Source organism: Clostridium sp. YIM B02555 (genome assembly GCF_022320955.1).
In the GTDB taxonomy this organism is placed as follows: Bacteria; Bacillota; Clostridia; order Clostridiales; family Clostridiaceae; genus Clostridium; species Clostridium saccharoperbutylacetonicum.
In genome coordinates this window covers 19,538-46,371 of sequence record NZ_JAKJJY010000022.1, presented here as the reverse complement: position 1 = coordinate 46,371, position 26,834 = coordinate 19,538, and the positions used below count along the sequence as shown (strand labels likewise).

Genomic DNA, 26,834 nt, shown 5'->3' with positions numbered 1-26,834 from the left:
ATTTCAGTTAACAGTTTACAGTTAGATGATGAAATTTTAAAGGAAAAGTGAATATCCAAATTTTTTATCTGGTTCTTCTAATATTTCTCCACAACTCCTAACTCATAACTGATTAATTATCTTTCTATTTTTTTTGATTGTCCCATATGAACTAAAACATCTTCATAATAAGGTAGGCCTTCATTATCACCCTCAACCCCTACTACTAAAGATCCAACTGCATTAGCAAACTTAACACATTCTTCTAAGGTTTTGCCTTGAACTAGTGACGTTAAGAAACCTGCTGCAAATCCGTCACCAGCTCCTACAGTATCAACTAAAGCTTTTGGCTTAATAGCATCTACTTCATAAATATTTTTTCCATCTGAACCAAGTGCTCCTTTAGCTCCCTTTTTAACAATAACTTTTCCAATTCCATAATCATGGAAAGTTTTTATTGCAGCTTCCATAGATATGTCACCTAAAAGAATTTCTATTTCTTCATCACCAATTAATATAATATCTACATCTGGTAACAGCTTTTCTATATAGGCTTTTGCTTCTTCCTTTGTCCACATTTTCAATCTAATATTAGGATCAAAAGATACAAGCACATTATGTTTTTTTGCTAATTTTACTGCTTCTAATATTATAGCTTGATTATTTTTAGTTATTGAAGGAAAGACTCCTGTAATATGAAGTACTTTTGCTTGTTTAATATATTCTTCATTTAAGTCTTCACATTTCATAGTACTTGTTGGTGATTTTTCTCTATAATAAAACGATCTGCTTGAACCATCAGCTAAGACTTCTCTAAAGTAAACTGATGTTGGATATCCATCTACAAGCTTAACTTCTGAGATATCAGCACCTTCACCTCTTACAGTTTTTAATATATATTTTCCAAAGTCATCATTTCCAAGTCTGCTTATCCATCCTGATTGAATTCCTAATCTTGCACAACCTATTGCAACATTTAGTTCTGCTCCTCCTAATTTTCTTTCAAAAGTATCACAAAACATTATTGGTCCTTTCTTGCTTGGACACATTGCAATCATTGCATCTCCTATAGTTATTACATCCATTAATAATACACCTCTTTCAATTTATATGGGGTCATCGTTAATTTCATTTACATAAACTATTATCTATCTTACTAACCATCCTCCATCAACTGCTAATACATGTCCATTAACATAATCTGAAGCTCTACTTGCTAGGAATACTACTGCTCCCATTAAATCAAAGGGATCTGCCCACCTATCTGCTGGTATTCTTCCTTGTATTTCTGCATTTCTTGCTTTATCAGCTCTTATTGGTTCTGTATTTGCTGTCTTTATATATCCTGGTGCTATTGCATTTATTTGAATGTTCTTACATGCTAACTCATTTGCAAAAGCTTTTGTTATACCTGCTATTCCATGCTTACTTGCCGTGTACGGTGGAACAAATTTTCCACCTTGGAATGTTAACATTGATGCAATATTAATTATCTTTCCTGATCCTTGCTCAACCATTATTCTAGCTACATCTTGGCTTAAGAAATATACAGCATTTAGATTAATATCCATAACTGCATCCCAATCTTCTTCCTTATATTCCAAAAGTGGTGCTCTTCTTATAGTTCCAGCATTATTTACTAATATATCTATTTTCCCAAAGTTATCAATTGCAGTTTTAACCACATTTTTTCTATCTTCTTTATTGGTCAAGTCTGCTTGAACAAATACAACTTTTCTTCCTTCTTTTTCAATTAATTCTGCAGTTTCTTCCCAATTCCTACCGTGAGTTGTTATTACTAAGTCTGCTCCTGCCTTAGCTAAAGCTACAGCATATGCTTGACCAAGTCCAGTATTCCCACCTGTAACCACAGCTACTTTTCCATCTAATTTGAAGAAATCCATTGAAAATTCATTTAAAATGTTTGACATTTTCTTTCGCCTCCATACTATTTTTATTTGAGGTTTAAAAATATTAAGCATATAATGTTCCGCATTGTGGAACAACGTTTCATTTTTCTAACTTAATTTTAATATTATCCTCAATAATTGTCAATGAAGAGTTATAGGAAAAAATAAATTTTTTATTTGTTAAAATCTGCATTAGCTATTACAATGTAATATAAAGATATAATTGACAGGAGGATTAACATGGCTGAAGACTCAAATAATTCTAATTTAGTTCAATCAGTAGAGCGTGCCTTAGATATACTAGATTCTCTAGCTCAATATCCAAAAGGCTGTGGCATAATGGAATTATCAAAAAATTTAGGATTAAGCAAAAGTACTATCCATAGAATTATTACAACATTAAAATCTAAAGAATATGTAACTCAAAATAAAGAAACTGACAAATATCAACTTGGAATTAAAATTCTAAATTTATCAGCTTCAATAATAAGCAGCATGGATTTAATAAATATAGCTAGACCTTATATTTACGAATTTGCAAATAAATTTGATGAGGTTATACACCTTTGTGTTCCTGATGAATCCTTCTCAAATATAATTTATGTAGATAAAGTATCGTCTGAAAATACAAATAGAAATATAACTATGTCATCAAGTATTGGAAAAAAAGCTCCGACCTATTGTACTGCTTCTGGAAAACTTTTATTGTCCCAATTCACTGATGATGAAATAAGAAATATATTGAAAGATACCAACTTTATCAAATATGCTGAAAATACTATAACTTCTATAGATATTTTACTAGAGGAAATTCATGAAATAAGAAAGAATTTATATGCACTCGACAATATAGAATATGATACTGGTGTGATTTGTATAGCTGTTCCAATTTTTGATAGAACCAATAAAATCATAGCTGCAACAAGCCTTTCATCAGTCACTTTATTTAATTCAATGGATGACCTCCTTAAATATAAAGATGAGTTTATGACGGTTTCAAAAAATATAAGCAAATTAATGGGGTATATTAGCGGCTCTGTAAAAAATTTTGTGTGAACTAAATAAAGCCAACTCCTTCTTGGCAATAATTGAGATAACAAATTATTACAAGAAGGAGTTTTCTTTATGGGCAATGTGTCGAAAGATTTATTAAGAAAATATATAAAGGAGCAGAATTTTACTAATGCCAATAATATACTAAACGTATTAAAAGATACGTTTAGAGATGTTTTGCAAGAAGCTTTGGAAGCAGAAATGGATGAAGGCACTAGGATATGAGAAATATAATAATTATCTTTTAACAAACTGTTATAATATTTACTTTTGACCAAGCGTTTCTATAATATCTTCAATTCCCCTCCTTAAATCATCACAATTATTATATATTTTTTCAATATCAAGGGAATTTAAAAAACTTTCCTCGCCCTTTCTGTAAAGTCTCTTACCTTTTCCTTTTCTAAAAAGAGCTACAAGATCAGTATTTTTAAATTTTTCAGTATTTGAATAATTTCTTTTTAAAGTTTCTGTGCACTCTAAATTAATATATTTACATATACCCTCTAAGTCATGAAAAAACCAACTTTCAATCATAAATATAGCTTCAATTGCAGCAATTTCTTTTATATTTGCAATTTTCACTTTTTCTTTTTTAAGTTCTTTTAAAATAGCGGTTGCATTAAATTCAGAAACATCACTTCTAGCCCCTTCCTTATCAATAAAGGCATAAACATATAAATCATATTTTGAGTTTGAATTATCCTTTATAAAATGATAAAGATATTTTACTATTTGAGCGTTTATATTTGTGCCGGTTTTTAAATTTTTGTATTTTTTGGAGATTGACTTTAGATACTTATCTGCAATTTTCTTGTAAAATACATCTTCTGTATTTCCTTCTAGAAATATATATAAGAGTTTCTTTCGTGTTTCCTTAGCCATTTTCATCCCCCAGTAACTCAAATATATCACTAAAATTACTGAACGGACCGCTAAGCTCCTTAACTAAATCTTTTCTATTTTTAATCGCTTCTATCTTGGCACCTTCATAGTTTTTATTTGCAATATAACTTACACTTTCTAGATTAACCATATTAATAAGAACTGGTGAATGGGTAGTTATTATAAGCTGAATATCCGAAAATTCTCTGCGTATAATTTCTATTAGTTTCTTTAAAAGCTTAGGATGAATACAATTTTCAAGTTCTTCTATAGCAAGTACAGGATATACATTTGAAGCAAGACAAGTTAAAATGTTAAGTACTGTCAATGTACCATCAGAGAGCTGAATAACATTGTTTTCATATTCGCTTAATGAACCATCATTATTTATATATTGAACTGTAATATATTTGATTGCTGGTGTAGTGTTACTAACTTTAATAGTATTAATTTTAATAACTAACTTTAGGATATCCTCTAAGATCTCCTCAAAATATTCCTTTTCATCAGAATTTAAAATTTGTTCAATTTTATTCAAAATATCAATAGTTGCAATTCTACCATTTTTAATTACAGACATTGACTCTCTTTTTTCAAATGAAAATGCCTCTCTTATCTCATTAGCAGAACTATATATAACTGGAGTTTTAGCAATAATAAAAACATCATTAATTCCAATTTGAGCTTCTTTCTCTAAACTTTCTTTTATATCACTAATTTTACTTATAAGTGTAAGAAGTGATTGCGTATTATCTATTTTGCTAATCTTACCATTCCTTAAAACATTTACAGTTGCATCGTTTCTCTCAAAAACTGTTATCATAGAACCAGTTTTTTTAATGTTTTTATATTTAAGAAATTCTTTTATAATATGTCCATTACTCTTACGGAATTCTTCAACTGTTTTAATCTCCAAATAATATATATATTTAAAACGCTCTTCACCTATGTCATCTTGAAATTCTAATTCAAGAGAAATATTTGAATCTTTCAAAAATGGAGTGTAGTCTGATGCAATTTTTCCTCTAGATGAATTTCCATTAAATATATTCGTTCTAACATCATCACTTCCAGAAATTATATCATCAAGAAAAGAAAATATTTCAAGCAAATTAGATTTGCCACTGTTATTTGCACCAATTAACACATTAAAATTATCAATATTGTAGGTACAATCCAAAAGGTTTTTGTAACCTTTTATTTTTATCGATGTTATTTTCATAATACACCTCTTTTTTTATATTCATTAATATTATTTTTATGTATTATTACCTTATTTTAATACTAATATACCATTTTATAAAGCTTATTACAATGTTTTGAAATTCCCACAAAAAATATTTTACAATTTTAAACCATAAAAAATTAGGTTTATAAACTGATATTAGTTCAATTTATAAACCTAGCAAAACCATATTTAATATTTACTTTTTCAAAATTACTCTTCCATATAATCAAGAATTAGAGAGTTTAATTCTTCTTTAATTTTTCGCCAGTTAGGCAAAAATTCATCCATATAACTTATAAATATCTTATTGTGATTTTTTTCTAGTAAATGAACTAATTCATGAACCATAACATATTCCAGACACTCAAAAGGTTTCTTAACAAGCTGAAGATTAAGCCATATACGTTTATCCTCAATATTGCAAGTTCCCCAACGAGTTTTCATATTTTTAACGCCCCAATCACTTACAGTGACCCCTATAATCTTTTGCCATTTTTCTAAAAGCTGTGGTATTTCCTCTTTTATATTTTTACGATACCAGTCGTTAAGTACATTTTCACGCTGCTCTGTTGTACTTGCTTGCCGTACTCGAAATATTAATTTATTACCTTTAATTTTGACATCATTACAAATATTAGAATACACTACATCAAGACGATATCTTTTACCCCAAAGATAAATACTTTCTCCTGAAACATATTCACGCTCGCACTGTCTTAATTGATTTTTATATTTTTCTTGTTGCTTTTTTATCCAACCGATCTTTGTAATAATAAATATTCTAATAGCATCATCATTCATGCTATCGGGAGCAGAAACTCTGACCTTTCCTTTTGGTGGTAATACTGATAAATGTAAATTCTTTATATTCTTCTTTTGTATTTCTACTTCAATACCGTTAATTGTTAAGTTTCCCACTTAGTATTCTCCTTGATTTTCAGCTATTTTAAAGATTTCTTCTATTTTATCTTCATCATCTCCAACACATGAATAAATTATTCCTTTTATAAGTCTTGATTTTGCTGAATCACCTCTCCAGCTATCTTGTCTCTCTGATAATATTTTATAATGCAATTTCTTAGCTAGTTCTTCGTCTTGATCTAATTTATCATATATAGCCATTAATGCCTTTGAGGTTCTTATATTCTCTGGATAGCTTGTATCATTTTCTTCTTCTTGAACTTTTCTACTAAGCTCAACTACTTCTTTAAGATATTCTTCATAACTAATGGCATCTCTTCTTCTTTGTTCTATTAACTCATTTAATAAAATAGACATTCTTTTAAAGTATTTAGGATTTGTTTCTGTTTTTTCAATTATCCTTCTTCTTACATTGTTCTCAATAGTTTCTGCTGCAGATTCCTTATTCTCTTTTATATCCTCAGGTAGTTCATTAACAAAGTCAACTCCACAATTTACAATAACATCTATTAATGACATGTCATCTAATGCCGACACTTTAGTAACGGCCTCTGCGTTTATATAAGTATCGATTAAATATCTCATATCTGGTTCATATTTCTTAAGATCAGTATAATCACCACTAGCAACTTTTATCTTATCTCGAAGTTTAATATAATTTTCAACTTCTTTTTTCAATGCTATTGCTTGTGCTGTATCATATCCTAAATCTTTAATTTCTGGTGCAATTTCTGAATATGAACGTATTAATGAAGCTACAAGTTTATATAAAAGTACCCTTTTAGGTTCATTTTCTTTTAATTCATCTATATCATCAATATTAATCCCACAGAAATATCTCTGACATTCAAGAGTTCCTCTTGGATTATCTATAGGTTCACAAAGAGCACTTAAATTTTCTATTATCTCCTCTAAATCATTTTTAGCTTCACTAAATCTATCTTTAAGCAGCCCTTGTACATCTTCCTTGTCATACTCAGCAAAAGCACCTGTTGTGTAATCCTTAACTGCTTTTTCAAGATTATTAAATAAGTCCCTGTAATCTACAATATATCCATAGTCCTTGTCCTCTCCATCAAGCCTATTAACACGACATATAGCTTGAAACAACCCATGATCTTTCATTTTCCTATCAATATATATGTATGTAGCTTTAGGTGCATCAAATCCAGTTAAAAGCTTATCCACTACAATCAATAGTTTCATTTTTGCAGGTTCATTTACAAATTTGTCTTTTACATCTTTTTCAAAAGCCTTTTGTTCTTTACCATTAAGCATCTTTTCGTATATAGCATGTTTATATTGCTTTTGTGTTTCACTATCAGTATCAACAGATTCACCTTTAATATCTGAAATGCTTGGAGAATAAGAAGTTATGATAGCACACTCTTTGAGTCCAATTTGTTGAAATAACTCATAATACCTGCATGCCTCATAAACATTTCCAGCAACAAGCATTGCATTACCTCTGCCATTTTGCAATCTACCTTTAGTGGAAATGTCATGATATATATCAACTGCAATTTTATTTAATCGTGATTTTGAGCTAAAAACATTTTGCATGGTTCCCCATTTTTGTTTCAACTGAGCTTTCGCAACATCTGTTAATCCTCTTGTCTTAGTCTCAAACCATTCATCAATCTTTTCTTGTGAAGTAATATTTTGTTTTACTTCTCTTGATTCATAACGTAGATCTAAAACGACTTTATCAGAAACAGCTTCATCAAACTTATAGGTATGAATAGGTAATCCAAATATTTTCTCACTAGAGTTCTTATCACTTTTCAATATAGGCGTTCCAGTGAAACCTATAAATATTGCATCAGGCATAATAGATTTCATTGCTGTATGTAATTTACCTGATTGAGTTCTGTGACATTCATCAACAAAAACATATAAGTCTCCCTTTGGTCTAAAATCCCTTGGTAAACTCTGCTTTAATTCTTCTATATACTTGTCATAATCTTTATCTGTAGTATCTTCACTATGCTTTCCAAACTTGTGAATAAGTGAACACATGATAACTGGATTAACTTCATTTAAATTATTAATTAAATCCTTACCACTTTTAGTTCTATAGATTTTTTCTTCTACACCTTTATAAACTTTTTCTATTTGCTCATCAAGTTCAGTTCTATCAGTAACAATAAGAATACGTGAATCTTTCTTATTTTCCTTTATCCATTTAGTAAGCCAAACCATAGTGAGACTTTTACCAGAACCTTGAGTATGCCAAATAATACCACCTTCGCGTTTATTTATACGAAGTTGTGCTGCTTTAACTCCAAAATATTGATTTGGACGACAAGCTTTTTTTGTTCCTCTATCGAATACTATAAAATCATGAAGTAACTCAATAAATCTACTTTTTTCACATAGACTAATAATATTTTTATCTAATTTATAATCCACCGCATTACAAAGAGAACGTATATTTTTTGAGTTTTCATCTAATGCAGTAACATCTTCTTTCCATGTAAGATAATATTTTTCAGCAGTGTCTATGACCCCATAGGAAATTCCTTGATTATCATTCCCCGCCATTATAAGCCCCATTGTAGAAAAGAAATGTTTAATAAAGTTATCCTTTTGATTATCAATATTTTGGCGAATTCCTTTACTTACAGAAACTGTACTGCTCTTAAGTTCTATAACTCCAAGAGCAATACCATTTACATATAATACAATATCGGGACGCTTTACATTATTTTCTTTAACCGTTACTTCTTCAGCAATGTAAAAATCATTGTTTTCAGCCTTATCCCAGTCAATAAACATAATAGTTTTAGGAGCTTCAGTTGGATTTTCACGAACTTTCACTCCATAACGAAGTTTCGAATAAACTTCTTTGTTGATTTCATACAACTCAGATTGTTGATTTCCCGCAATCTTTACAAATTCACTAATAGCCTTCTTAATCAGATTAGGTGAATACCCAACTCTATTAAGATATTTCTTAAGATATTCAACTTCAACATTACTATTTTCCCTATGATGCCAATTCCCTAGATAGCTATAACCCAATTTATCTTTAAAAAGGTCAATTACTCTCTTTTGTGTTATTATTTCTCTCTCCCCAATTTTCATATTAGATCAATCTCCTTTTCCCAGTAAGAAGTTCTTGCATCATGCCTTGCTTTATTTGCTTATATTTCTTTAACTTTTGCTTTAATTTTTCTATCTCAGCATCCATATCTGATAGTATTTGAGCTATAGCTGTTTGTTCTTCAATTGTTGGTGGAGTTTTAAAAATAATTGCACTAAAATCTTTCTTTGAAATTATATTAGTTGCAGTTATCCCTGCTTTTGAAAGCAAATATTTTTTATTATTCTCAAATAAATAATAGATAAAATCAACATTATTATACTGGTTTACTGTAATTGCGTTTATCTGCTGATTGCAAGCCCCAATTTCTCTCAATATAGCATTTTTACCTATACTTGCAATACATGTAATTAATACAGTATTCGGCCTTAATTGTCTTAATACACTCAAACCTTGTTTAGTTATCTGTCTTTCAGAATTCGAAATATTTTTATTCTCCCCAATATCTGTTGGTGTAATCCAAGGAATGTTACCATTCCAATATTCAAGTTTTGAAGTGGATGGCGTCGAACCTGTTGTAATATCCCCAAATTCGTATACATACTTTTCAATCCATTTCTCACTAAATCCAGCAAGTCTTTTTCTCCCTGTAAGTAGTTCTTGCATTACTCCTTGTTTAATATTTTTTTTCTTGATAATTAATTTTTCAATTGAAGTTATGAGATTATTAACATCAGAAAGAGAATTAGCTATGGCTGTTTGTTCATCTCTAGGAGGAATAGGCATTTTTATAGATTGGAGAGTTGACTTGTTAAGCTTATATCTCCCAGCTCCTTGCCTACTTAAGACTGATGTTATATCCTTATTATAAAAATACCAATAAAACCACTTTGTTTCATTTATTGTTCCTTGAATAACATGTGCATGATTATTAACATTGAACTTTCCTGTTGCTAACAAAGTCATTGGCATAGTAGACCATTTTAAAAAGTGATCACCATCTTCACCTATAAGAGCATATTCGCCATCCAATCTATACTGGTTAATATAATCTTGTATTTTTGTTGGTCCATAATAAGGGTATTTCCCTTGCATACCTTTTCTAACTTGCTCGCTAATTGGAAATCTTAAATTATTGCAAATATGATATGCATACTGAACTTCAGAAACATCCCAATCTTCTGGAATAATCCCAACCTCAGTTTTCTTATATCCTTCAGGTACATTATCTACCATACAAATCCCATCCTTTCCAAATGAGATTTTACCTTTTCTTCATATTCTTCTACTTCACTCTCGCATTCCAACAATGTAGTTTCATACCTCTCTGCAAGCTCTACTATACCATTTGCCAGATTATGCGATACTGCTGAATATATAGAATCAATGCCTTCAAAAATATACTTATTCCATTTCAAATCTACTATAATATATTTTATTTCTTCAATTGATAGTTTCTCATAATGTGATCTAACTTTTTTATCAAGTGCTTCCTTAGATTCTTTAATTTTTCTATTATAATCAGATTCTTTATTTAATAATTTTTCATATTCTAGCAATATTTCAAGTTCATCTGGTTCAGTTTTATCATTTTTAAGTTCTTTAATTCTTGCTTTTAAATCTGCACTTTTAATTTTTCCATCATTAATAACTTTAGATAACAAACCATCTTCTCCACTATGCTCTTCAAAAAGCTCTTCATAAACTCTTATTATTTCATCTCTTTCAGCTTCAAGCTTTTCTATATCAGTTTGTTCTTGTCTAAAGTATTCATTTATAATGAGAGCTTTAGGTATGATTCTTCCTTCAAATCCCTTTTCTTTTGGAGTTCCTTTTTTAGGAATAGTATACTCTATTTCAATTTCTCTTCCAGATTCCCATCCATCATAACAAATTGCATAGACATCATCCTGCATTGTATTTTCCCAATAATTAAGAAGACATTCATATACTTCATAGTTATCTATTAAAGATACTTTAGAGAAAATTTCTAATATATTTTCACCAATATCATTTATTAATTCTTTGGGCTTATCTCCAACTTTAAGATTGCTTAATTTTTCTTTATTTAAATCTATCCACTTATTTGTAGCAATATGGACAGTTTTTGCATGATTAATAAATTCTTCATGATCAAATATAGTATTTCTTATATCATCTTTGTCTATATTAAGCTTTAAAAATCCAACTCTATCATTTTCTGCAAATAATTCAGTTTTAAGTGCTGGATAAACAGACCAATATTTTTCAAATTTATTAACATCAGATATTGGAATACCACCTTTTAAATGTGCTTCAATATTTTGAATATCCTCAGGCTCACTACTATCTATGTAACGTGGAATATTTAGATTGCAATCATTATCATTTTTTATCTCATCATATGGCACTAACCTTGAGTATTTAGGTATTTCTAATTGTTTAGTAAATACATCAACTATTTTATGAATATCTCGCTCTCTTAGTCTATTTTTATTTCCGTCTTTAATAAATCCCTTACTTGCATCTATCATGAAAACACCTTTTCTAGCTGCTGCATTTTCTTTATCAAGAATTATAATACATGCTGGTATTCCTGTTCCATAAAAAAGGTTTGCAGGTAAGCCTATTATCCCCTTTATGTAACCACGTTTAATAATTTTCTTTCTGATAATTGCTTCTGCATTTCCTCTAAACAAGACACCATGAGGTAAAATTATAGCACCCTTACCAGTTCTACTTTTCATGGATTTAATCATATGTAAAAGCCAAGCATAATCTCCATTTTTTTCTGGTGGCTGGCCATAATCTTTAAATCTACCATATAAATCATTACTTGAATCAAATCCAAGTCCCCACGCACTTAACGAGAAAGGTGGGTTAGCAACACAAAAATCAAAGCGTTTAAGTGAATCCCCATCTTTATAAGAAGGATGCGCAAGCGTATTTTCTCTTGCTATTTTCCCTAATCCTTTATTATGAATAACCAAGTTCATTTGTGCGAGGCCTGCTGTTGGTACGTCTTTTTCTTGGCCATAGATTGTTATATTTACTGGAGCTTCATTGGCAGCACGAATAAGTAACGAACCAGAACCGCAAGCTGGGTCATATAATGTTTGCGCTGAACTTGTAGCATTAGATATTCCTATAACCTTAGCTATTACCCTTGAAACTTCTCCGGGAGTATAAAATTGCCCTTTGCTCTTTCCTGACTCTGTTGCAAATTTCTGCATTAAAAACTCATAGGCATCACCTAAAATATCATCTCCACCAGCTCTATTCTTTTTAAAATCCAACTTTGAATTTTGAAATATACCAATAAGCTCAGTAAGCTTATCTACCATTTCTTGGCCTTTGCCAATCTTTTCTTCATCATTAAATTGTGCAACATCAATAATGCCTTTAAGATTATTATCTCCAGCCAACTTTGATATTACTTTATCCATTTTCTCCCCGATATTTGGGTCATTTTTTAGAGCAACAATATCGTCAAAGCTTCCACCATCTGATACTATGATTTCTGCATATCTATCACCTTTATATCTATCCGTTACATACTTAACAAATAGTAATGTTAAAATATAATCTTTATAAAGAGAGGCATCCATTCCACCTCTAAGCTTATTACAACTTTCCCATAATGAGCTGTATAATTCACTCTTTTTAATAGCCATTATTTTTCCTCCGTTTAAACCAATCGATAACCTTTATATTTAGTTACATATTATTTTATTATAATTATAACATTTATTCTCAAATAAACTAACACTAATTTCAAGGAATTTTGTAGTAATTTTTTCATTATTATTTTGCTAAGTTGACGACATTGGGTGGTCGCAAAGCAACATTTAGTGCTGAAATGTTTGATGATTTGATTAATGTAGTATTAAAGACACATCCAAATTATTTTGATTTTATTTGAAATGTGTGAACTTGTCCTCTTCTTGTAGAATATATTTATCAAAATTATGGTGAGCTATTTCTAATTAATACCCCTAGATATTCTCCGATGCTAAATCCACAAGAGAATATCTGGAATAAATTAAAAAATTGTATTTTTACTACTAGTGCATATATTTTCATTGAGGAACTCTTTGAATCAGTTTCATTAATTTATAACCATTTTAACCAATATAAAAAGATGATTAGATCTATTGTTTATGCTAAAAATCACTACAAAATAAGTCAAATCTCAAATTTGTTTATCTATGATTAAAACCTAAACATACACTTGAAAAATATCTTTTCCTTCTATATTCGTTCTTTCTTCCTTAGACTCTTTATTCTTATTAAAATCAAATATCAAAAGATATCCTCTATCTAAACCATGTATTTCTAAATAATCACAAAGCTGCTTTACTCCAGCTTCATGATATTTTTGACCTCTCCAAATTTTCATTTCAATTGTATACTTAAAACTATTATAGGTTATTACTACATCTAATCTCTTTTCTTCTGAAATTTGGACTTCCTTAAAATCAAAGCCTGTTCCATTTATTATTGGTTTTATAAAAGCTAATATAATGTTTTCTCGAAACGCAAACACCAGTGCTATTGAATCTTTTGCTCAATTAATCATACCTTCTCTCTTTCTAGCTTTTATTGTCATATAATATACTACTTTATATTATATCCAAATTAAGCTCTTATTAAAAGAAACACCAAATACAAAAAAGATAATAATATTTCTAATTGATTCATCATAAAAAGCTTGATTTACATTAAAATGTATTTTTTTAAAGCTTCGGCAACTCCATCTTCATCATTTGTTAAGGTAACACAGTTTGCACACTTTTTTACTTCATCTGGTGCATTTCCCATGGCTATTCCAAGTCCTGCGTATTTTAGCATATCTATATCATTATAGTTGTCTCCAATAGCTATTATTTCTTCTTGCTGAACAATTAATTTCCTTTGTAAGCAATTAATTGCAGAAGTTTTAGATGTCATATTTGGCATGATTTCTAAATATGTTGGTTTGGATGGATATATATTCAGTCCATCAGAATTAATACTCTCTTTTAATAAACTTATTTCATTAGGATTTGCCATACACAAAATCTTATTTGGACCAGTCCCATCTGCCTTCCACAATTGTATTAAGTCTTCAAAATCTACTATATTAGGGGTGATGTTAGTTATTTCACTTTCTTGTTTTGCCCAGTAATCCATTTCTTTTATGTACCACTCATCATCTTTGTACACACTCATATGTATATTATATTCATCAGCTAATTTATATACTTCCTCAACCTTACTTGCATCTATAAATTCATTTGCTAAGACATTATTATCTTTATCTAGAATTAAAGCACCGCTATAACAAATTATTGGTTCTTGTATTTCTAATATCTTTTGCAAAAAAGTTATTCCTTTAGGCATTCTAGCCGAAACTAAAATTACAGGTATATTATTTTCATTTGCAATCACTTTTATTGTATCTTTTACGTTATCTGTTATTTTATGTTGCGAATTTAGCAAGGTTCCATCAATATCTAAGCATACCATTTTAAAATTTTTCATAACCTCAACTCCTAATACTATTTAAAAATCAATTTATTAGCCTTAACTAAATAATTATATAAGTATTTTAACTTCGTTATTTTATGATATAAGCTTGCGTTATTTACTACCATATAATGTCATTACCACTACAGATATGAAGTTTTGAATTTAGATATTATTCTATTTTGCAATTATTAATTTTATATCATTTGCCTCTATTATATCTACAAATACTGTAGGAGGCAGCTTATCAGTAATTATCACATCAATTTGTTCCCAATTTACTCCTTTATAATAACTAAATAATTTAAATTTTTCATATTCAGTTAAAACAACTACAAAGTTTGATTTTCTAACAGCTGCTTGCTTAACCAGTGCATCTTCTTCATCTACATAGTATATTCCATCTTCTGTTATGGCTGCTGCACCTAAAATTGAAATATCAAGTCTTATATTCTCAAGATAACTTATATAGTTTGCTTTATAAAAGAATCTATTTCGCTTATTAAGACACCCTCCAATAGAATGTACTTCAATATCTTTTTTCTCCGATAATATTTCAATATTATCTAATGAATGTGTGAGTACCCAAATAGGTTTATTTATTTCCTGTGCTAAAAGACTTATTATAGTAGAAACATCAAAAAAATAATGTTTTCCTTCTTCAATATATTCCATCGCTCTCTTAGCAATAATTTTCTTTTCCTCCGAATAAGCCTCTATTCGCTCTCTATATTCCTTTATTGTATTTTTTAAAGTTGGTAGACTAATTCCACCATGAGTCCTGATTGCTGTTCCTTCATTTATGAGCCTAACTATATCACGTCGAGCAGTATCTCTTGAAACATTAAACATTTCACAAATATCATGGATAGACATATAGTTATGTTCATTTAAATAAGCTAATACTTTTAAAATTCTTTCTTCTTGATGCATTAAACCACCCACTTTTTAATTTATATAATGACTAAGCTATTAGGATTAATATTAATATTTTGAGACGCTGTAATATATCTGAATAAAGAAACTGATATTGGATCCACAATAATAATGTTAACTTGATCTAAATCTAAACCTTTGTATTTAGCTATCTTTTCATACTTCTGATGCTCTGCAAGTAAAATTACTTTTTTTGATCTTTTCACAACTTCTCTTTTGATAAGGGCATCTTCTTCATTTTCATAATAAATGCCATCGCTTCTTATAGCTCCAGCTCCTAAAAATGCTGTATCAAACTTAACCTCACTGAGGCATTTTTCATAATCTGTTCTATAAAAGAAACGATTTCTAGCATTAAATTCTCCAGAAATTAAAGTTACTAATACATTTGATTTTTCTGAAAGTATATTGAAATTATCTAAGGAATGAGTAAATACAGTAACTTCTTTATTTAAATCTTGAGCAAGAAATTGAATACTAGTAGAAACATCAAAAAAATATTTTCCATTATCATGGATAAACTTCATAGCTTTTTCAACTATTTTTTTCTTTTCTTTGATATTTAAATTTAATCTCTCTTTATACGATAAGATAACATTTTCATTAACCATATTATTCCCTCCCTATAATAATTATAAGTACTTTTAAGTATTTTTTCAACAATTTTAAGTAATTATCTTTGAAATACTTTACTCTTATTCTACATTCAATAATTCATGCCTACGATTATTCATTGTACATTTACATCTCACTCAAATTGTTCTTTAATTTCCTAATAAAAAAACGACGTAATAATCAAATTACGACGTTTTAATAATATTAATTAATTATTTATATATACTCTTTAATAATGCTATCTCTCTTGCATATCCATCAAGTTCATTTGGGGTTTCCAAAAAGAACGGTATATTCTTTAATTTGGGATGATTAATTATGTTTGTAATAGCTTCTAATCCAATAAATCCTTCTCCTATTTTTGAATGTCTATCCTTATGACTTTCCAATGAATTCATACTATCGTTTAAATGAATAGCACATAATCTATTTAATCCAATTACTTTATCAAATTTTTCTAGAACTCCATCTAAATCATTAACAATATCATACCCAGCATCATGTACATGGCAAGTATCCATGCATACACCCATCTTATCTGATAATTCCACACGATTTAATATTTCTCTTAATTCTTCAAAGGTGCGTCCAATTTCAGTTCCTTTTCCAGCCATTGTTTCAAGTAATACTGTTGTTGTTTGATCCGGTTTCAAAACTTCATTCAACATATCAGAAATATATTTAATCCCGACTTCTACCCCTTGTTTAACGTGGCTCCCCGGATGAAAATTATAAAAGTTATTTGGTATGTATTCCATTCTAGCTAAGTCGTCTTCCATTACCTCTTTTGCAAAAATCCTTGTATTTTCATCAGCTGAACATGCATTTAAAGTATACGGTGCATGCCCTAATATTTTCACAAAATTATTTTCCTTAGCTAATTTTAAAAATTCAGCTACATCTTCTTCGTTTATAGCTTTTGCTTTACTCCCTCTTGGATTTCGAGTGAAAAATTGAAAGGTATTCCCTCCTATTTTAAGAGCCTCCATGCCCATGTTTCTAAATCCCTTTGAATTTGATAGATGACATCCTATCTTTAGCATCTTATTTCCTCCCTATCTTAAAACAATAATTTTATAAGTATTATTCAACTATAATACTCCTCTTTTCTAATTCAAGAAGCTTTTCCTTTAATTCAAGTCCTCCTGCATAACCAACTAACTTTCCATTAGCTCCAATAACTCTATGACATGGAATAATAATTGCTATAGGATTTTTGTTATTAGCCATTCCAACAGCTCTTGCTGCCTTATCATTTCCAATTATTTTAGCAATTTGACCATAACTTTTTGTTTCTCCATATGGAATTTCTATTAATGCTTTCCAAACTTTCTTTTGAAATTCCGTTCCTTCTGGTTCAATGGGTAAATCAAAAACTTTGCGTGTTCCATCAAAATATTCGTCTAATTGCTTTACTATTTCAATTAGCAATTCAGTTTTACTTCCTTCTATAATATTCTCTTTATCATCATTACTTACAAAATCTAATTTAGTTACTGCTATTCCACTTTCTTCCATTTTAATCCGTCCAATTTTACTTTCATAATAAAATATGCTTTTCATTATACTCCCCATTTCAAATTATTATTATTTATTAACAGCTAAATTATATTACCCCCCAAAAAATTTATATATATATTCCAATTATCCTTATTCAATTATTAATCAATTAGTAAATCCCTTTGCTACTTCTTGAATTAATATGTACAATATTAATTAGAACTTATACATAACATTAATTTACCTGCTTATTTATAAAAAAACAATATAAATGGAATATGTATGCACTATTTAGAAATTAAAATTACTAAACTACACTAGAAATATGATACATTTTTTCTGGAGCAGGCATGTGAAATTGAGCTGTTGAAGGGTATTAATGTGGGCTTGTTTCATTTTCAGCTTGTCCAGGATTTTACATCTGGAACACGCTGAAATGACGACAAGCCCACATTTAGAACCTTCCAGCGAAAATTTCACTAGTCCTGCGGAAGATAATTGTATCATATTTCGGTAATTGTTGCATAAGTCTAATTCTTTATTTGGATATCTATAACACTTTATTTCACTTTAAATTGTGATATAGCATCATTTAATTTTTGAACTACTTCATTTAATTCTTGAGCAAATTCTGCAACTTTCTGGCTTCCTGTAATTTGTTCCTGAGTTGCTTCTGATACCTGCTCTGTGGTTGCAACAGTTTCTTCTGAAACAGAAGAAATATTCTCCATGGCCACTTTAGTCTTATCTTTAGATGAAACTATTTCATTAATTGATGTTACCATTTCCTTCAATTGATCTTCTATTTGATCCATACCTTCAAATATTGTTTTAAATGCAGTATCGGTCTGTTCTACAGCACTCATTTGTTCTTCCATTATAACACTAGAATTAGTAGCTTCTTTTACTACAACTTCTGCCTTATGTTGAATATCATTTATAATTTTATTAATTTTAATTGATGATTCTTTTGATTGATCTGCTAACTTTCGAACTTCTTCTGCAACAACAGCAAATCCCTTTCCTGACTCACCAGCCCTTGCAGCTTCTATTGCTGCATTTAATGATAGTAAATTAGTCTGTTCTGCTATATCAACAATCAATTTTACAATTGCCTTTATATCTTTGATATTAGAGTTCAAATCATTAACATCTCCAACAATTTTAGCTGATTCTTCATTTGTTTTCTGTGCTTTACTATTTAATGTTTCAACTGATATTATAGCATCCTTCTTCATTTGTTTTGTTTTTTCTAAAACTGTTGATACCTTTTGTGTTTTACCATTTACCATATTTATTTCTTGAGCCAATTTATTCATATAATTCATTCCCTCAGCAACACTAACAGCCTGATCTGATGCACCACTTGTAATTTCACCCATTGTTGCTGCAATTTCTTCTGAGGATGCATAAGAATGTTCTGAAACTTCTGTAATTATTTGTGTATTATTTGATACATTTTCAGCTAATAGCTTAACCTCGCCAATTAATGTATTTATCTTTTTTACCATATCATTAAATGCACTTATTACTTCACCAATTTCATCTTTGCTATTATCCACTATTTGTATAGCTAAATCCCCTTCTTTTGCCTTATTCATAAGTCCAACTAGCTTTTCTAAAGGATTTGATATGCTCCTTGATACTACTAAAGCAACAAGCATAGCTAGTATAAATGAAATTAATCCAACTATTAAATTACTATTTCTCAAAACATTAGATTCTGAATTTAAATAACTATATGGGATTCTACCTACAATATACCAATCTGAACCGCTTAAAGGTGTATATGAAACCAATGCTTGACCATCACTTGTTGTAAAACTTCTCTTTTGTGATTTTGTTGAATCATCACTACCATCTATATTTTTTTCTGTATCCATTATTTTTTCAATTACACTTTTATCTTTATAATCTGTTCCTGTTAAAGTTTCATCCTCACATGCTATTATCATCCCATTAGAATCAACAATAAATACCTCTGAACCAGCACCCAAATCAACATTCTTAAATAAATTAAAAAATACTTTTGGGCTTAATTCTTCAAAGGCTACTCCTAAAGTTCTATTGCTAGTCATCGAGTTAACTTGTGCAGTTGTATATATACTATATCCTGATGAATTCTTCTGTAAGCTCCATACAAATTTTCCTTTTCCTTTTTCTGATAGAGTCGATAGATTTTTTCTTATATCTTCTGTAAATTTAGTTGAAAAACTACCTATTTTGGTATTATCACTGCTTATTATTCCTAAACTCATAATATCATTTCTTGTGCTGGCCTTACTTACTATTGACTTAGCAAGATTATTGACTTTATAAAAATCTAAAAAAGAATCATTCACTAATCTATTATCTAAATAATCTTGTAATTGAGGATCTGTTGTTACTGTTTTTACAAGATTTGAGTTATTACTCATCTCATTAGAAATATTAACTCCTATTTGTGTTACAATCTGAGATGAAAAACTCGAAATTTTATTATTCATAGCACTTTTAGATTGTAATACTGATGATATTCCTATAATTAATAATGGAATTAAAACTAACAACCCATAAGAGATAATTAATCTTACTTTAATCTTTGATCCTCTTATCACACGCTCACACTTAAATAGAATGTTGTTATCTTTCGTTTTTTTAGTACTTTTTTGTACTTTCTTATTTTTATCCTTCAAATATTTTTTCATTGCTCATCCCTCCAAGTGTACGTTACTAGATATCGTTTACATTAAACGAAAAAGTAATCATTCAATTCTATATGTAGATTATATAATATAAATTTAACCAATACTACGTTTTTTTTAATTTTGTGATAATCCACAAAAAAATATTAAAATTATACATCTAAACCAATACTTAATACTAATTACAAATTTATCAAAAAGAAAACCCTTATAATAATTAACTTATTATAAGAGTTATCTTTTAAATTATTTATATTTTAAATTTATTAACTTGTTGAATCATTTCTTGGGTCATTATATTTAAATCATTTGCTGATTCAGAAACCTCTGATGATGCAGATTTCATTTCTTCTGTTGAAGCATCAATTTCTTCTGATGATGCAGAAACCTCTTCCGCTACGGCAGATGTATTTTCTATTTTGTCTGAAATCTCATTTTTTTCTTTGTTTATTTCTAAAACAGCAGAATTTGCAGTCTTTATTTTTGCCACAATATCATTTATTTCAGATATTATATTTTCATAGGATTTGAGTGCTGTATTAATAACTCCAACTTGATTATCCAATTCACTGTTTAGACCATCTGTATTTTTTATAATTACATTTGCTTCACTGGAAATCGAAGTAATTAAAGAATCTATATTCTTCGAAGATTCTTGTGACTGCTCTGCAAGAGTTCTAATCTCCTCAGCAACAACTGCAAATCCTTTTCCTGATTCTCCTGCTCTCGCTGCCTCTATTGCAGCATTAAGTGCTAATAAATTTGTTTGTTCTGATATATCATTTATCAATGTTGTAATTTCCGATATTTGAACTATATTTTTGTTTAACTTTTCAATCTTATTCATAAACTCTTTGAATGAAGAACCTACAATATTTACTGATTCAATAAGCATCTTCATGTCTTCATTACTGCTACCAGCCATTTTAGTAATTCCATTTGACTTTACATCTATTGTTTTAATTTCTTCAGCCACCAAATCTAACTTATTGCCAAATGTATTTAATATATTTGTTATTTCAATTAAATTAGTTGCCTGATTGCTTACACCATTTGCAGTCTCATGAATCGCGGTAGATACATTTTCAGCTGTATCTGTCATTTGTTCAGAAACCTTTGACAAATCATTTGCTTTCAAGTCAATATTATTTGAATTTTCTTTAATAGATGCAATTGTTTCAATTATTGACTCCTGCATAACTTTTATTGATCTAAATGCTTCACCAATTTCATCTTTACCTTTTAGTCCCTTTGCTGAAACCTCTTCAGTAAAATCTCCTTTTGAAATAACTTTCAAGTAATCAGAAATTTTAGTTACACCTTTTGAAATTATTCTTGCTAAAATGTAAGTCAATGCTAGTCCCATTAATACAATAACAACTGAAGCTATACCTATAGATATTTTTAAAACATTTAATTGAGATAAAACCTCATTTTCAGGCACATTGATACCAATAGACCAACTAGTATTTTTTATTGGAGCATATGCAAGATATTTTTTCTCACCTTGATATGTATATTCGCTAGTTCCTATTTTACCTTGTACCATTTCTTTAATAACATTTGCCAAACTTTGGAGTGTCGGATCCTTTTCACCCATTTCAATCATATTATTTTGATTCATAACTGAATCTATATTATAATGTGCAACTGTAATTCCTGCATTATTAACAATAAAACTCTTTCCACTTTTTCCAACAGTTATATCGCTTACAATTGAACTTAATTCAGCTACATCTCTATTACCTACTAATACACCAATAACACGTCCATCCGCATTTTTAATTGGTACTGCCATATTTATTATTAATTTTCCATTTTCTTTACTAACTATAGGATCTGTTATAACCCTATTGCCCTTCAATGCTTCTTGATAATATGGTCTATCTTTTAGTACAACATGAGCAAGTGTCATTGTATAAGCATCACCATTCAAATCCCCAAATCCAAGACTTGTAAAACCTGTCCTTTTTGCTTCTGCCTTCAATAGATCTGCTTTTTGTTGAAGTGGAATATTAAAATCTTGTAATTCACTTCTTTGACTTATTGTTTCTAATATGTCGTAATTAGCATTCAAACGACTTTCTACTACATTAGCTGCTTGTATAGAAGTGCTAGCCAACATTTCCTTTGCATTATTTGTTAATGCAGAATTAGCTGTATAGTATGCTATAATTCCTAATGCTAAACATATACCTATAATTAGCATTCCAAAATATACCGATAATTTTGTTTTGATACTTCTCATAAACAGATGACTCCCCTTCCAATATCTTTCCTTTTTCTTTTGCATTAAAATTATATAATTTTCTAAATAAAGAAAACCCCTGAAATATAGCAGCAAAAAATTACTACTTCTACATTATACTACATAATATTACCATTTCATATAACTTAAATTGAACTATTTAGATTTTGTAAACTATCACTAAAGATATCCTAATCGAAAATTAGACTTATGCAACAATTACCTAAATCAGATACATTTATCTTCCACAGGACTAGTGAAATTTTCGCTGGAAGGTTCTAAATGACGGCTTGTCGTAATTTCAGCGTGTTCCAGATGTAAAATCTGGACAAGCTGTAAATAAAACAAGCCCCCATTAAGAACCATCATCAGCTCAATTTCACATGCCTGCTTCCAGAAAAATGTATCTGATTTCTAGTGTAGTGTTATGATTATAATTTCTCAATAATACATATATATTACATTTATAAGTTGAATTATTAATTTGGATATCTATAATATGCTAACAAAAGAAATTGCATTTATATCTCCAACATATCTGAACATATTTATATGCTCCATATTCTATAAATTAATATTCATTTTATAATTATATCAAATACAGATTTTCTGGATTAACATCCTTAATTAGAATTTCTAACAAATATATTCTCTATCTACTATTTAATTATTGTAATATCGTTATTGAAAATGTTTTTCTGGTAAGTTATTATAATTATGTAAACAATATAATATTTAATCAATTTAAATAAAATATGCTTAAAGGAGTAAAAACATGAACTATTTAGTTTTAGATATTGGTGGAAGTTCTATCAAATATGCACTTATGAGTGAAGAGTTTAATTTTATAGAAAAGGGAAGTAAACCAACTCCTCTTGATAAAATTGAAAATTTTGTAGAAGTAATTGGTAGTATATATGATGAGTACAAAGACCAAATAGGAGGCTTAGCTATAAGTATGCCTGGTATCCTAGATAGCGAAAGAGGTTATGCTCATACTGGAGGTGCCTTAACCTATAATAATGACAAAGAAATTGTAAAAATTCTTCAAGAAAGATGTCCTACTAAAATTACAATTGAAAATGATGGTAAGTGCGCTGCATTAGCCGAAGTTTGGAATGGACGTTTAAAAGACTGTAATGATGGGGTTGTTGTAGTTCTTGGAACTGGAATTGGTGGCGGAATCATAAGAGATAAGAAAGTTCATAAAGGGAACAATTTTTTCGCTGGTGAGTTTAGTTTCATACGCACTAACATCCATGATGCAGAAAACGAGGACAATTGGTGGGCATCAGTAAATGGTTCTAGGGGACTAATAGGTGCTGCTGCAAAAGTGAAAAATATACCTGCTGAAGAATTAGACGGCCACAAAATATTTGAATATGCAAATAATGGTGATGAAGACATTCTTAAAGTATTAGATGCTTTTACATATAAGCTAGCAATTCAAATTTTCAATTTACAATGTATTTTAGATCCTGAAGTGTTTGCAATTGGTGGTGGAATAAGCAGTCAAGATATATTAATTGAATATATACAAAAAAATATTGATAAACATCATAATGGATTTGAATTCTTTGTTCCAAAACCAAAAGTAGTTAGATGTAAATTTAAAAATGATGCAAACCTAATTGGAGCTCTATATAATTTTTTAACTTTTAATTCAGTTAAGTAGCTCTAACTAATATAAAAATTGACAATTTAAAAGGTACTCTACTGTAGTAGTCCTTAACAGAATATAATATTATCTATTAATTCTGTAACTTTTCTACAAAGAGTACCTTTACGCTATATTATAAAAATTAAGTGTAATCTATAATCTGTCCATTTTCAAAGTATATTAAGCATTATATTTAAACTTTATAGCTATTTCTTTAATTTCACCTTTTGAATTTTTTCTAATTTCAAATTGTCTTATATCTTTAAATTCATTTTCTAATTGATAATTCAATTCTGTGATAGTTGCTTTTGCCTTTTTAGTTACGCCACCATCTTCAACTACTACAAATCTTGTTTTTCTGCAAGTTGTTTCGTCCCTCGTATCATCAATAATTACATAATATTCAGGTGCTTCTTCAATAACTAGGTATTCCTTATTTAGAGTTAATGTTGAGCAAAGATTATTATCGATACATTTTACTATCATTTAATTCCTCCGTTTTTATGCAAGCATCCCAAAAGGAATCCTCACATTCCTAATTAGATACTTCACACTATCTTATTATTTCAAACTATATAATACTCTATATAAGTAATTCTTTCAATTAATCTACACCTCAAATTATGTCATATTTTTCGATTATAATACTTTTTATATGACTGTAATTGTTTAGTATTTTAATTTTTTCGAAATATCAATAAAATTCTAATCAATGTTTATGTTAAGCTTATATATTGAATTTATCAATATTAAATGAATGTTGATTTCCTTTGGAAATCTTTATATCTTATTTAATGATTCTTTTTGCAACATATATATTTAAATATTCAGTATAAATTAATTAGTCATACATTCATTCACAAACTTAAGGCCTTCTCTTATATTTCTATGTTTCAATAACTTTACATCAGATTTGAATATTTTATAAATTAGTTGAACACAATATCCTATACCAAATGCGGTAATTAATGTTCCTACTCCAACAAATCCACCTAAAATCCAACCTATAATTAAGGCTCCCATTTCTATAAATAATCTAATTATACCTATTTGTTTACCTGTTATCTTAACTAATGCAATCATGAGACCATCTCTAGGTCCACATCCCATTTCACAGCCTATATATAAATAGCTTCCTATAGCTGATGCAAACAAACTTCCAATCATCATAATTATACCTGAAAATAAATTATTACACACTGGAATAATTTTTGCATAAATTATTAGATCTATAAAGCACCCAATCACTATCATATTAGCTATTGTTCCTAATCCAACCTTTAATCCAAGAATACTTGTAATTATTACTATAATTACTCCAACTATAATACTCGCTTGTCCCATAGTTACACTACTAATCTTTGTTAATCCTTGATGGAATACATCCCATGGACTCAATCCTAAATTTGAATTTAGAGCCAATACCGTTCCACATGCACATAAGAAAAAACCTAATGTTATTCTAATAACTAGACTTGATATTACTTTCATAACTCTCCTTTACTTTACATAATTAAAAACACTTTATACAAAATATTTTAATTACAAATTACTCACATCTAACTTATTTGTTTTATTGAAATCATTCTTTATCAAATTTCATATTAATGTAATTGTAAGTGTACAATATTCCAATTAATAATTCAAACAGCTTAAGCTTTAAAAATATACATGTAAAGCGTATACATATTCATCTAATAAGTAGCAACTTCCTTATGTGGTTCTTTTTTCACTTTATAAACTAAAAATATACCATAACAAACAAGTATTAATGCTATTAATATCTTTATATCAAATATATTTTCTCCTAAGAAAATAGCTGAAAGTAATGTACCAAATATAGGAACTAAAAAATTAAATACTGATATAATTCCAACCTTGTTATATTTTAAAAGTTCAGTCCATACTGCAAATGCCACTGATGATAATAGGGCCATATAAATTAAAAGTACAGTGGATTTTATTGTAAAACCTTCTAAACTACCTCCCAAGGTAAATCCTAAAATTGTTAATATGATTCCTCCTATAAACAGTTGAAATCCAGTAACTACTGCAGGTTCCTGATTTTGAGTTACTCTTTTACCATATATAGCTGATCCTGCAAAGATTATTGCTGCTATCATTACAAACCCTTCACCTTTAAAGGTAAACGAACTTCCCCCTAAAGATTGTCCATTTAAATTAACTATAATTACACCTAAAAATCCTATTATGCATCCTGCTATTTTATTAAAATTAAGCTTATCATTTTTATAAATAAAATGAGCTAATATAATACTTATAAATGTACCTGTTCCATTTATAATAGATCCCCTTACACCTGTAGTATATGATAGTCCTACATAGAAAAATATGTATTGCAAAGTAGTCTGGGTTACTCCAAGTAAGGTTATCTGCCCAAATTGCTTTTTAGTAAAACTTATTATTCTTTTTCTTCTAATCATCTCTAATAGTATTATAAATATTCCCGCAAGAGTAAATCTATATCCTGCAAAAACTAATTTACTTCCCACATCATTTACATTAAACAATTCATATCCCACCTTAATTGCAGGATAGGCACTTCCCCATAATAAGCAGCATAAAGCCGCTAGAAGCACTATGTTTCTTCTGTTTGTATAAAATTTTGTTTTATCCATCTTTTAATACCTTCTTAATATAAAATTCTTTCTTATCTCTTTA

General features: G+C 29.0%; 21 protein-coding genes and 1 pseudogene. 3 read left to right on the top strand and 19 right to left on the bottom strand.

Going from position 1 to position 26,834, the window contains the following annotated elements; all coding sequences use genetic code 11:
• Window positions 1-116 precede the first annotated feature (116 nt).
• Both L3B98_RS22985 and kduD read right to left on the bottom strand, forming a co-directional pair.
• Window positions 117-1,064, bottom strand: a complete 948-nt coding sequence (locus tag L3B98_RS22985; protein ID WP_015390782.1) for a sugar kinase — start codon at window positions 1,062-1,064, stop codon at window positions 117-119.
• Between the two features lie 63 nt (window positions 1,065-1,127).
• Entirely contained in the window at window positions 1,128-1,910 is a 783-nt protein-coding gene (kduD, locus tag L3B98_RS22980) for a 2-dehydro-3-deoxy-D-gluconate 5-dehydrogenase KduD (protein WP_077360415.1), read from the bottom strand.
• Between the two features lie 219 nt (window positions 1,911-2,129).
• Here kduD and L3B98_RS22975 point away from each other — a divergent pair, with 219 nt between their 5' ends.
• Both L3B98_RS22975 and L3B98_RS22970 read left to right on the top strand, forming a co-directional pair.
• Window positions 2,130-2,945: an IclR family transcriptional regulator C-terminal domain-containing protein gene (locus L3B98_RS22975; protein WP_238918385.1), complete on the top strand. Its 816-nt coding sequence runs from the start codon at window positions 2,130-2,132 to the stop codon at window positions 2,943-2,945.
• Between the two features lie 69 nt (window positions 2,946-3,014).
• On the top strand, window positions 3,015-3,167 hold the full coding sequence (locus L3B98_RS22970) for a hypothetical protein (RefSeq protein WP_238918384.1): 153 nt from the start codon (window positions 3,015-3,017) through the stop codon (window positions 3,165-3,167).
• 39 nt (window positions 3,168-3,206) lie between these two features.
• On the opposite strand, the gene L3B98_RS22965 is transcribed toward L3B98_RS22970, so the two are convergent.
• The 14 genes and pseudogenes from L3B98_RS22965 to L3B98_RS22900 form a co-directional block, all read right to left on the bottom strand.
• Window positions 3,207-3,827 carry a DUF4276 family protein gene (locus L3B98_RS22965; RefSeq protein ID WP_238918383.1) on the bottom strand — a complete coding sequence of 207 codons (621 nt, stop codon included), beginning with the start codon at window positions 3,825-3,827 and terminating at the stop codon, window positions 3,207-3,209.
• Window positions 3,820-5,049, bottom strand: a complete 1,230-nt coding sequence (locus L3B98_RS22960; RefSeq protein WP_238918382.1) for an ATP-binding protein — start codon at window positions 5,047-5,049, stop codon at window positions 3,820-3,822. Before L3B98_RS22960 ends, L3B98_RS22965 begins: the two co-directional genes overlap by 8 nt.
• Window positions 5,050-5,265: 216 nt before the next feature.
• Window positions 5,266-5,973, bottom strand: coding sequence for a SprT family zinc-dependent metalloprotease (locus L3B98_RS22955; protein ID WP_238918381.1), 708 nt, complete (start codon window positions 5,971-5,973; stop codon window positions 5,266-5,268).
• Window positions 5,974-9,063, bottom strand: a complete 3,090-nt coding sequence (locus tag L3B98_RS22950) for a type I restriction endonuclease subunit R (protein ID WP_238918380.1) — start codon at window positions 9,061-9,063, stop codon at window positions 5,974-5,976. It lies immediately after the preceding gene.
• Window position 9,064: 1 nt separating this feature from the next.
• Window positions 9,065-10,258 (bottom strand): restriction endonuclease subunit S, encoded by a 1,194-nt coding sequence (locus L3B98_RS22945; RefSeq protein ID WP_238918379.1) that lies wholly within the window; start codon window positions 10,256-10,258, stop codon window positions 9,065-9,067.
• Window positions 10,252-12,675: a class I SAM-dependent DNA methyltransferase gene (locus tag L3B98_RS22940; RefSeq protein WP_238918378.1), complete on the bottom strand. Its 2,424-nt coding sequence runs from the start codon at window positions 12,673-12,675 to the stop codon at window positions 10,252-10,254. The genes L3B98_RS22945 and L3B98_RS22940 overlap by 7 nt, the downstream gene beginning before the upstream one ends.
• A 545-nt stretch (window positions 12,676-13,220) precedes the next feature.
• A pseudogene (locus L3B98_RS22935) lies at window positions 13,221-13,520 on the bottom strand (GxxExxY protein); the annotation flags it as partial.
• 197 nt (window positions 13,521-13,717) lie between these two features.
• A complete protein-coding gene (locus L3B98_RS22930) occupies window positions 13,718-14,524 on the bottom strand; it encodes a Cof-type HAD-IIB family hydrolase (RefSeq protein WP_238918377.1) in 807 nt (268 codons plus the stop codon).
• 162 nt (window positions 14,525-14,686) lie between these two features.
• A complete protein-coding gene (locus tag L3B98_RS22925) occupies window positions 14,687-15,442 on the bottom strand; it encodes a DeoR/GlpR family DNA-binding transcription regulator (RefSeq protein ID WP_077360411.1) in 756 nt (251 codons plus the stop codon).
• Window positions 15,443-15,462: 20 nt separating this feature from the next.
• Complete coding sequence (locus tag L3B98_RS22920) at window positions 15,463-16,056, bottom strand: hypothetical protein (RefSeq protein ID WP_238918376.1); 594 nt, start codon at window positions 16,054-16,056, stop codon at window positions 15,463-15,465.
• Between the two features lie 216 nt (window positions 16,057-16,272).
• Complete coding sequence (locus L3B98_RS22915; RefSeq protein ID WP_238918375.1) at window positions 16,273-17,103, bottom strand: deoxyribonuclease IV; 831 nt, start codon at window positions 17,101-17,103, stop codon at window positions 16,273-16,275.
• A 40-nt stretch (window positions 17,104-17,143) separates the two neighbouring features.
• Window positions 17,144-17,623, bottom strand: a complete 480-nt coding sequence (locus tag L3B98_RS22910; protein ID WP_238918374.1) for a methylated-DNA--[protein]-cysteine S-methyltransferase — start codon at window positions 17,621-17,623, stop codon at window positions 17,144-17,146.
• A gap of 497 nt (window positions 17,624-18,120) precedes the next feature.
• Entirely contained in the window at window positions 18,121-20,247 is a 2,127-nt protein-coding gene (locus L3B98_RS22905; RefSeq protein WP_238918373.1) for a methyl-accepting chemotaxis protein, read from the bottom strand.
• A gap of 247 nt (window positions 20,248-20,494) precedes the next feature.
• Window positions 20,495-22,492, bottom strand: coding sequence for a methyl-accepting chemotaxis protein (locus L3B98_RS22900; RefSeq protein WP_238918372.1), 1,998 nt, complete (start codon window positions 22,490-22,492; stop codon window positions 20,495-20,497).
• 775 nt (window positions 22,493-23,267) lie between these two features.
• On the opposite strand from L3B98_RS22900, the gene L3B98_RS22895 reads away from it, so the two are divergent.
• The gene (locus tag L3B98_RS22895) at window positions 23,268-24,167 is read left to right on the top strand and encodes an ROK family protein (protein WP_238918371.1); all 900 of its coding nucleotides are present in this window, start codon (window positions 23,268-23,270) and stop codon (window positions 24,165-24,167) included.
• Between the two features lie 165 nt (window positions 24,168-24,332).
• Here L3B98_RS22895 and L3B98_RS22890 read toward each other — a convergent pair whose 3' ends face one another.
• From L3B98_RS22890 to L3B98_RS22880, 3 genes are all read right to left on the bottom strand, one after another.
• Window positions 24,333-24,638: a hypothetical protein gene (locus L3B98_RS22890; RefSeq protein WP_015390771.1), complete on the bottom strand. Its 306-nt coding sequence runs from the start codon at window positions 24,636-24,638 to the stop codon at window positions 24,333-24,335.
• Window positions 24,639-24,989: 351 nt separating this feature from the next.
• Complete coding sequence (locus tag L3B98_RS22885) at window positions 24,990-25,643, bottom strand: hypothetical protein (protein WP_238918370.1); 654 nt, start codon at window positions 25,641-25,643, stop codon at window positions 24,990-24,992.
• A gap of 203 nt (window positions 25,644-25,846) precedes the next feature.
• Window positions 25,847-26,791, bottom strand: coding sequence for a DMT family transporter (locus tag L3B98_RS22880; RefSeq protein ID WP_238918369.1), 945 nt, complete (start codon window positions 26,789-26,791; stop codon window positions 25,847-25,849).
• Window positions 26,792-26,834 lie beyond the last annotated feature (43 nt).

Excerpts from the sequence above, each read along its gene's own strand:
- L3B98_RS22960 (WP_238918382.1), bottom strand. The coding sequence starts at position 5,049 with ATGAAAATAACATCGATAAAAATAAAAGGTTACAAAAACCTTTTGGAT.
- L3B98_RS22880 (WP_238918369.1), bottom strand. The coding sequence starts at position 26,791 with ATGGATAAAACAAAATTTTATACAAACAGAAGAAACATAGTGCTTCTA.
- L3B98_RS22950 (WP_238918380.1), bottom strand. The coding sequence starts at position 9,063 with ATGAAAATTGGGGAGAGAGAAATAATAACACAAAAGAGAGTAATTGAC.
- L3B98_RS22905 (WP_238918373.1), bottom strand. The coding sequence starts at position 20,247 with ATGAAAAAATATTTGAAGGATAAAAATAAGAAAGTACAAAAAAGTACT.
- L3B98_RS22970 (WP_238918384.1), top strand. The coding sequence starts at position 3,015 with ATGGGCAATGTGTCGAAAGATTTATTAAGAAAATATATAAAGGAGCAG.
- L3B98_RS22930 (WP_238918377.1), bottom strand. The coding sequence starts at position 14,524 with ATGAAAAATTTTAAAATGGTATGCTTAGATATTGATGGAACCTTGCTA.
- L3B98_RS22965 (WP_238918383.1), bottom strand. The coding sequence starts at position 3,827 with ATGGCTAAGGAAACACGAAAGAAACTCTTATATATATTTCTAGAAGGA.
- L3B98_RS22925 (WP_077360411.1), bottom strand. The coding sequence starts at position 15,442 with ATGCATCAAGAAGAAAGAATTTTAAAAGTATTAGCTTATTTAAATGAA.
- kduD (WP_077360415.1), bottom strand. The coding sequence starts at position 1,910 with ATGTCAAACATTTTAAATGAATTTTCAATGGATTTCTTCAAATTAGAT.
- L3B98_RS22885 (WP_238918370.1), bottom strand. The coding sequence starts at position 25,643 with ATGAAAGTAATATCAAGTCTAGTTATTAGAATAACATTAGGTTTTTTC.
- L3B98_RS22915 (WP_238918375.1), bottom strand. The coding sequence starts at position 17,103 with ATGCTAAAGATAGGATGTCATCTATCAAATTCAAAGGGATTTAGAAAC.
- L3B98_RS22945 (WP_238918379.1), bottom strand. The coding sequence starts at position 10,258 with ATGGTAGATAATGTACCTGAAGGATATAAGAAAACTGAGGTTGGGATT.
- L3B98_RS22975 (WP_238918385.1), top strand. The coding sequence starts at position 2,130 with ATGGCTGAAGACTCAAATAATTCTAATTTAGTTCAATCAGTAGAGCGT.
- L3B98_RS22890 (WP_015390771.1), bottom strand. The coding sequence starts at position 24,638 with ATGATAGTAAAATGTATCGATAATAATCTTTGCTCAACATTAACTCTA.
- L3B98_RS22920 (WP_238918376.1), bottom strand. The coding sequence starts at position 16,056 with ATGGTTAATGAAAATGTTATCTTATCGTATAAAGAGAGATTAAATTTA.
- L3B98_RS22940 (WP_238918378.1), bottom strand. The coding sequence starts at position 12,675 with ATGGCTATTAAAAAGAGTGAATTATACAGCTCATTATGGGAAAGTTGT.
- L3B98_RS22900 (WP_238918372.1), bottom strand. The coding sequence starts at position 22,492 with ATGAGAAGTATCAAAACAAAATTATCGGTATATTTTGGAATGCTAATT.
- L3B98_RS22910 (WP_238918374.1), bottom strand. The coding sequence starts at position 17,623 with ATGAAAAGCATATTTTATTATGAAAGTAAAATTGGACGGATTAAAATG.
- L3B98_RS22985 (WP_015390782.1), bottom strand. The coding sequence starts at position 1,064 with ATGGATGTAATAACTATAGGAGATGCAATGATTGCAATGTGTCCAAGC.
- L3B98_RS22895 (WP_238918371.1), top strand. The coding sequence starts at position 23,268 with ATGAACTATTTAGTTTTAGATATTGGTGGAAGTTCTATCAAATATGCA.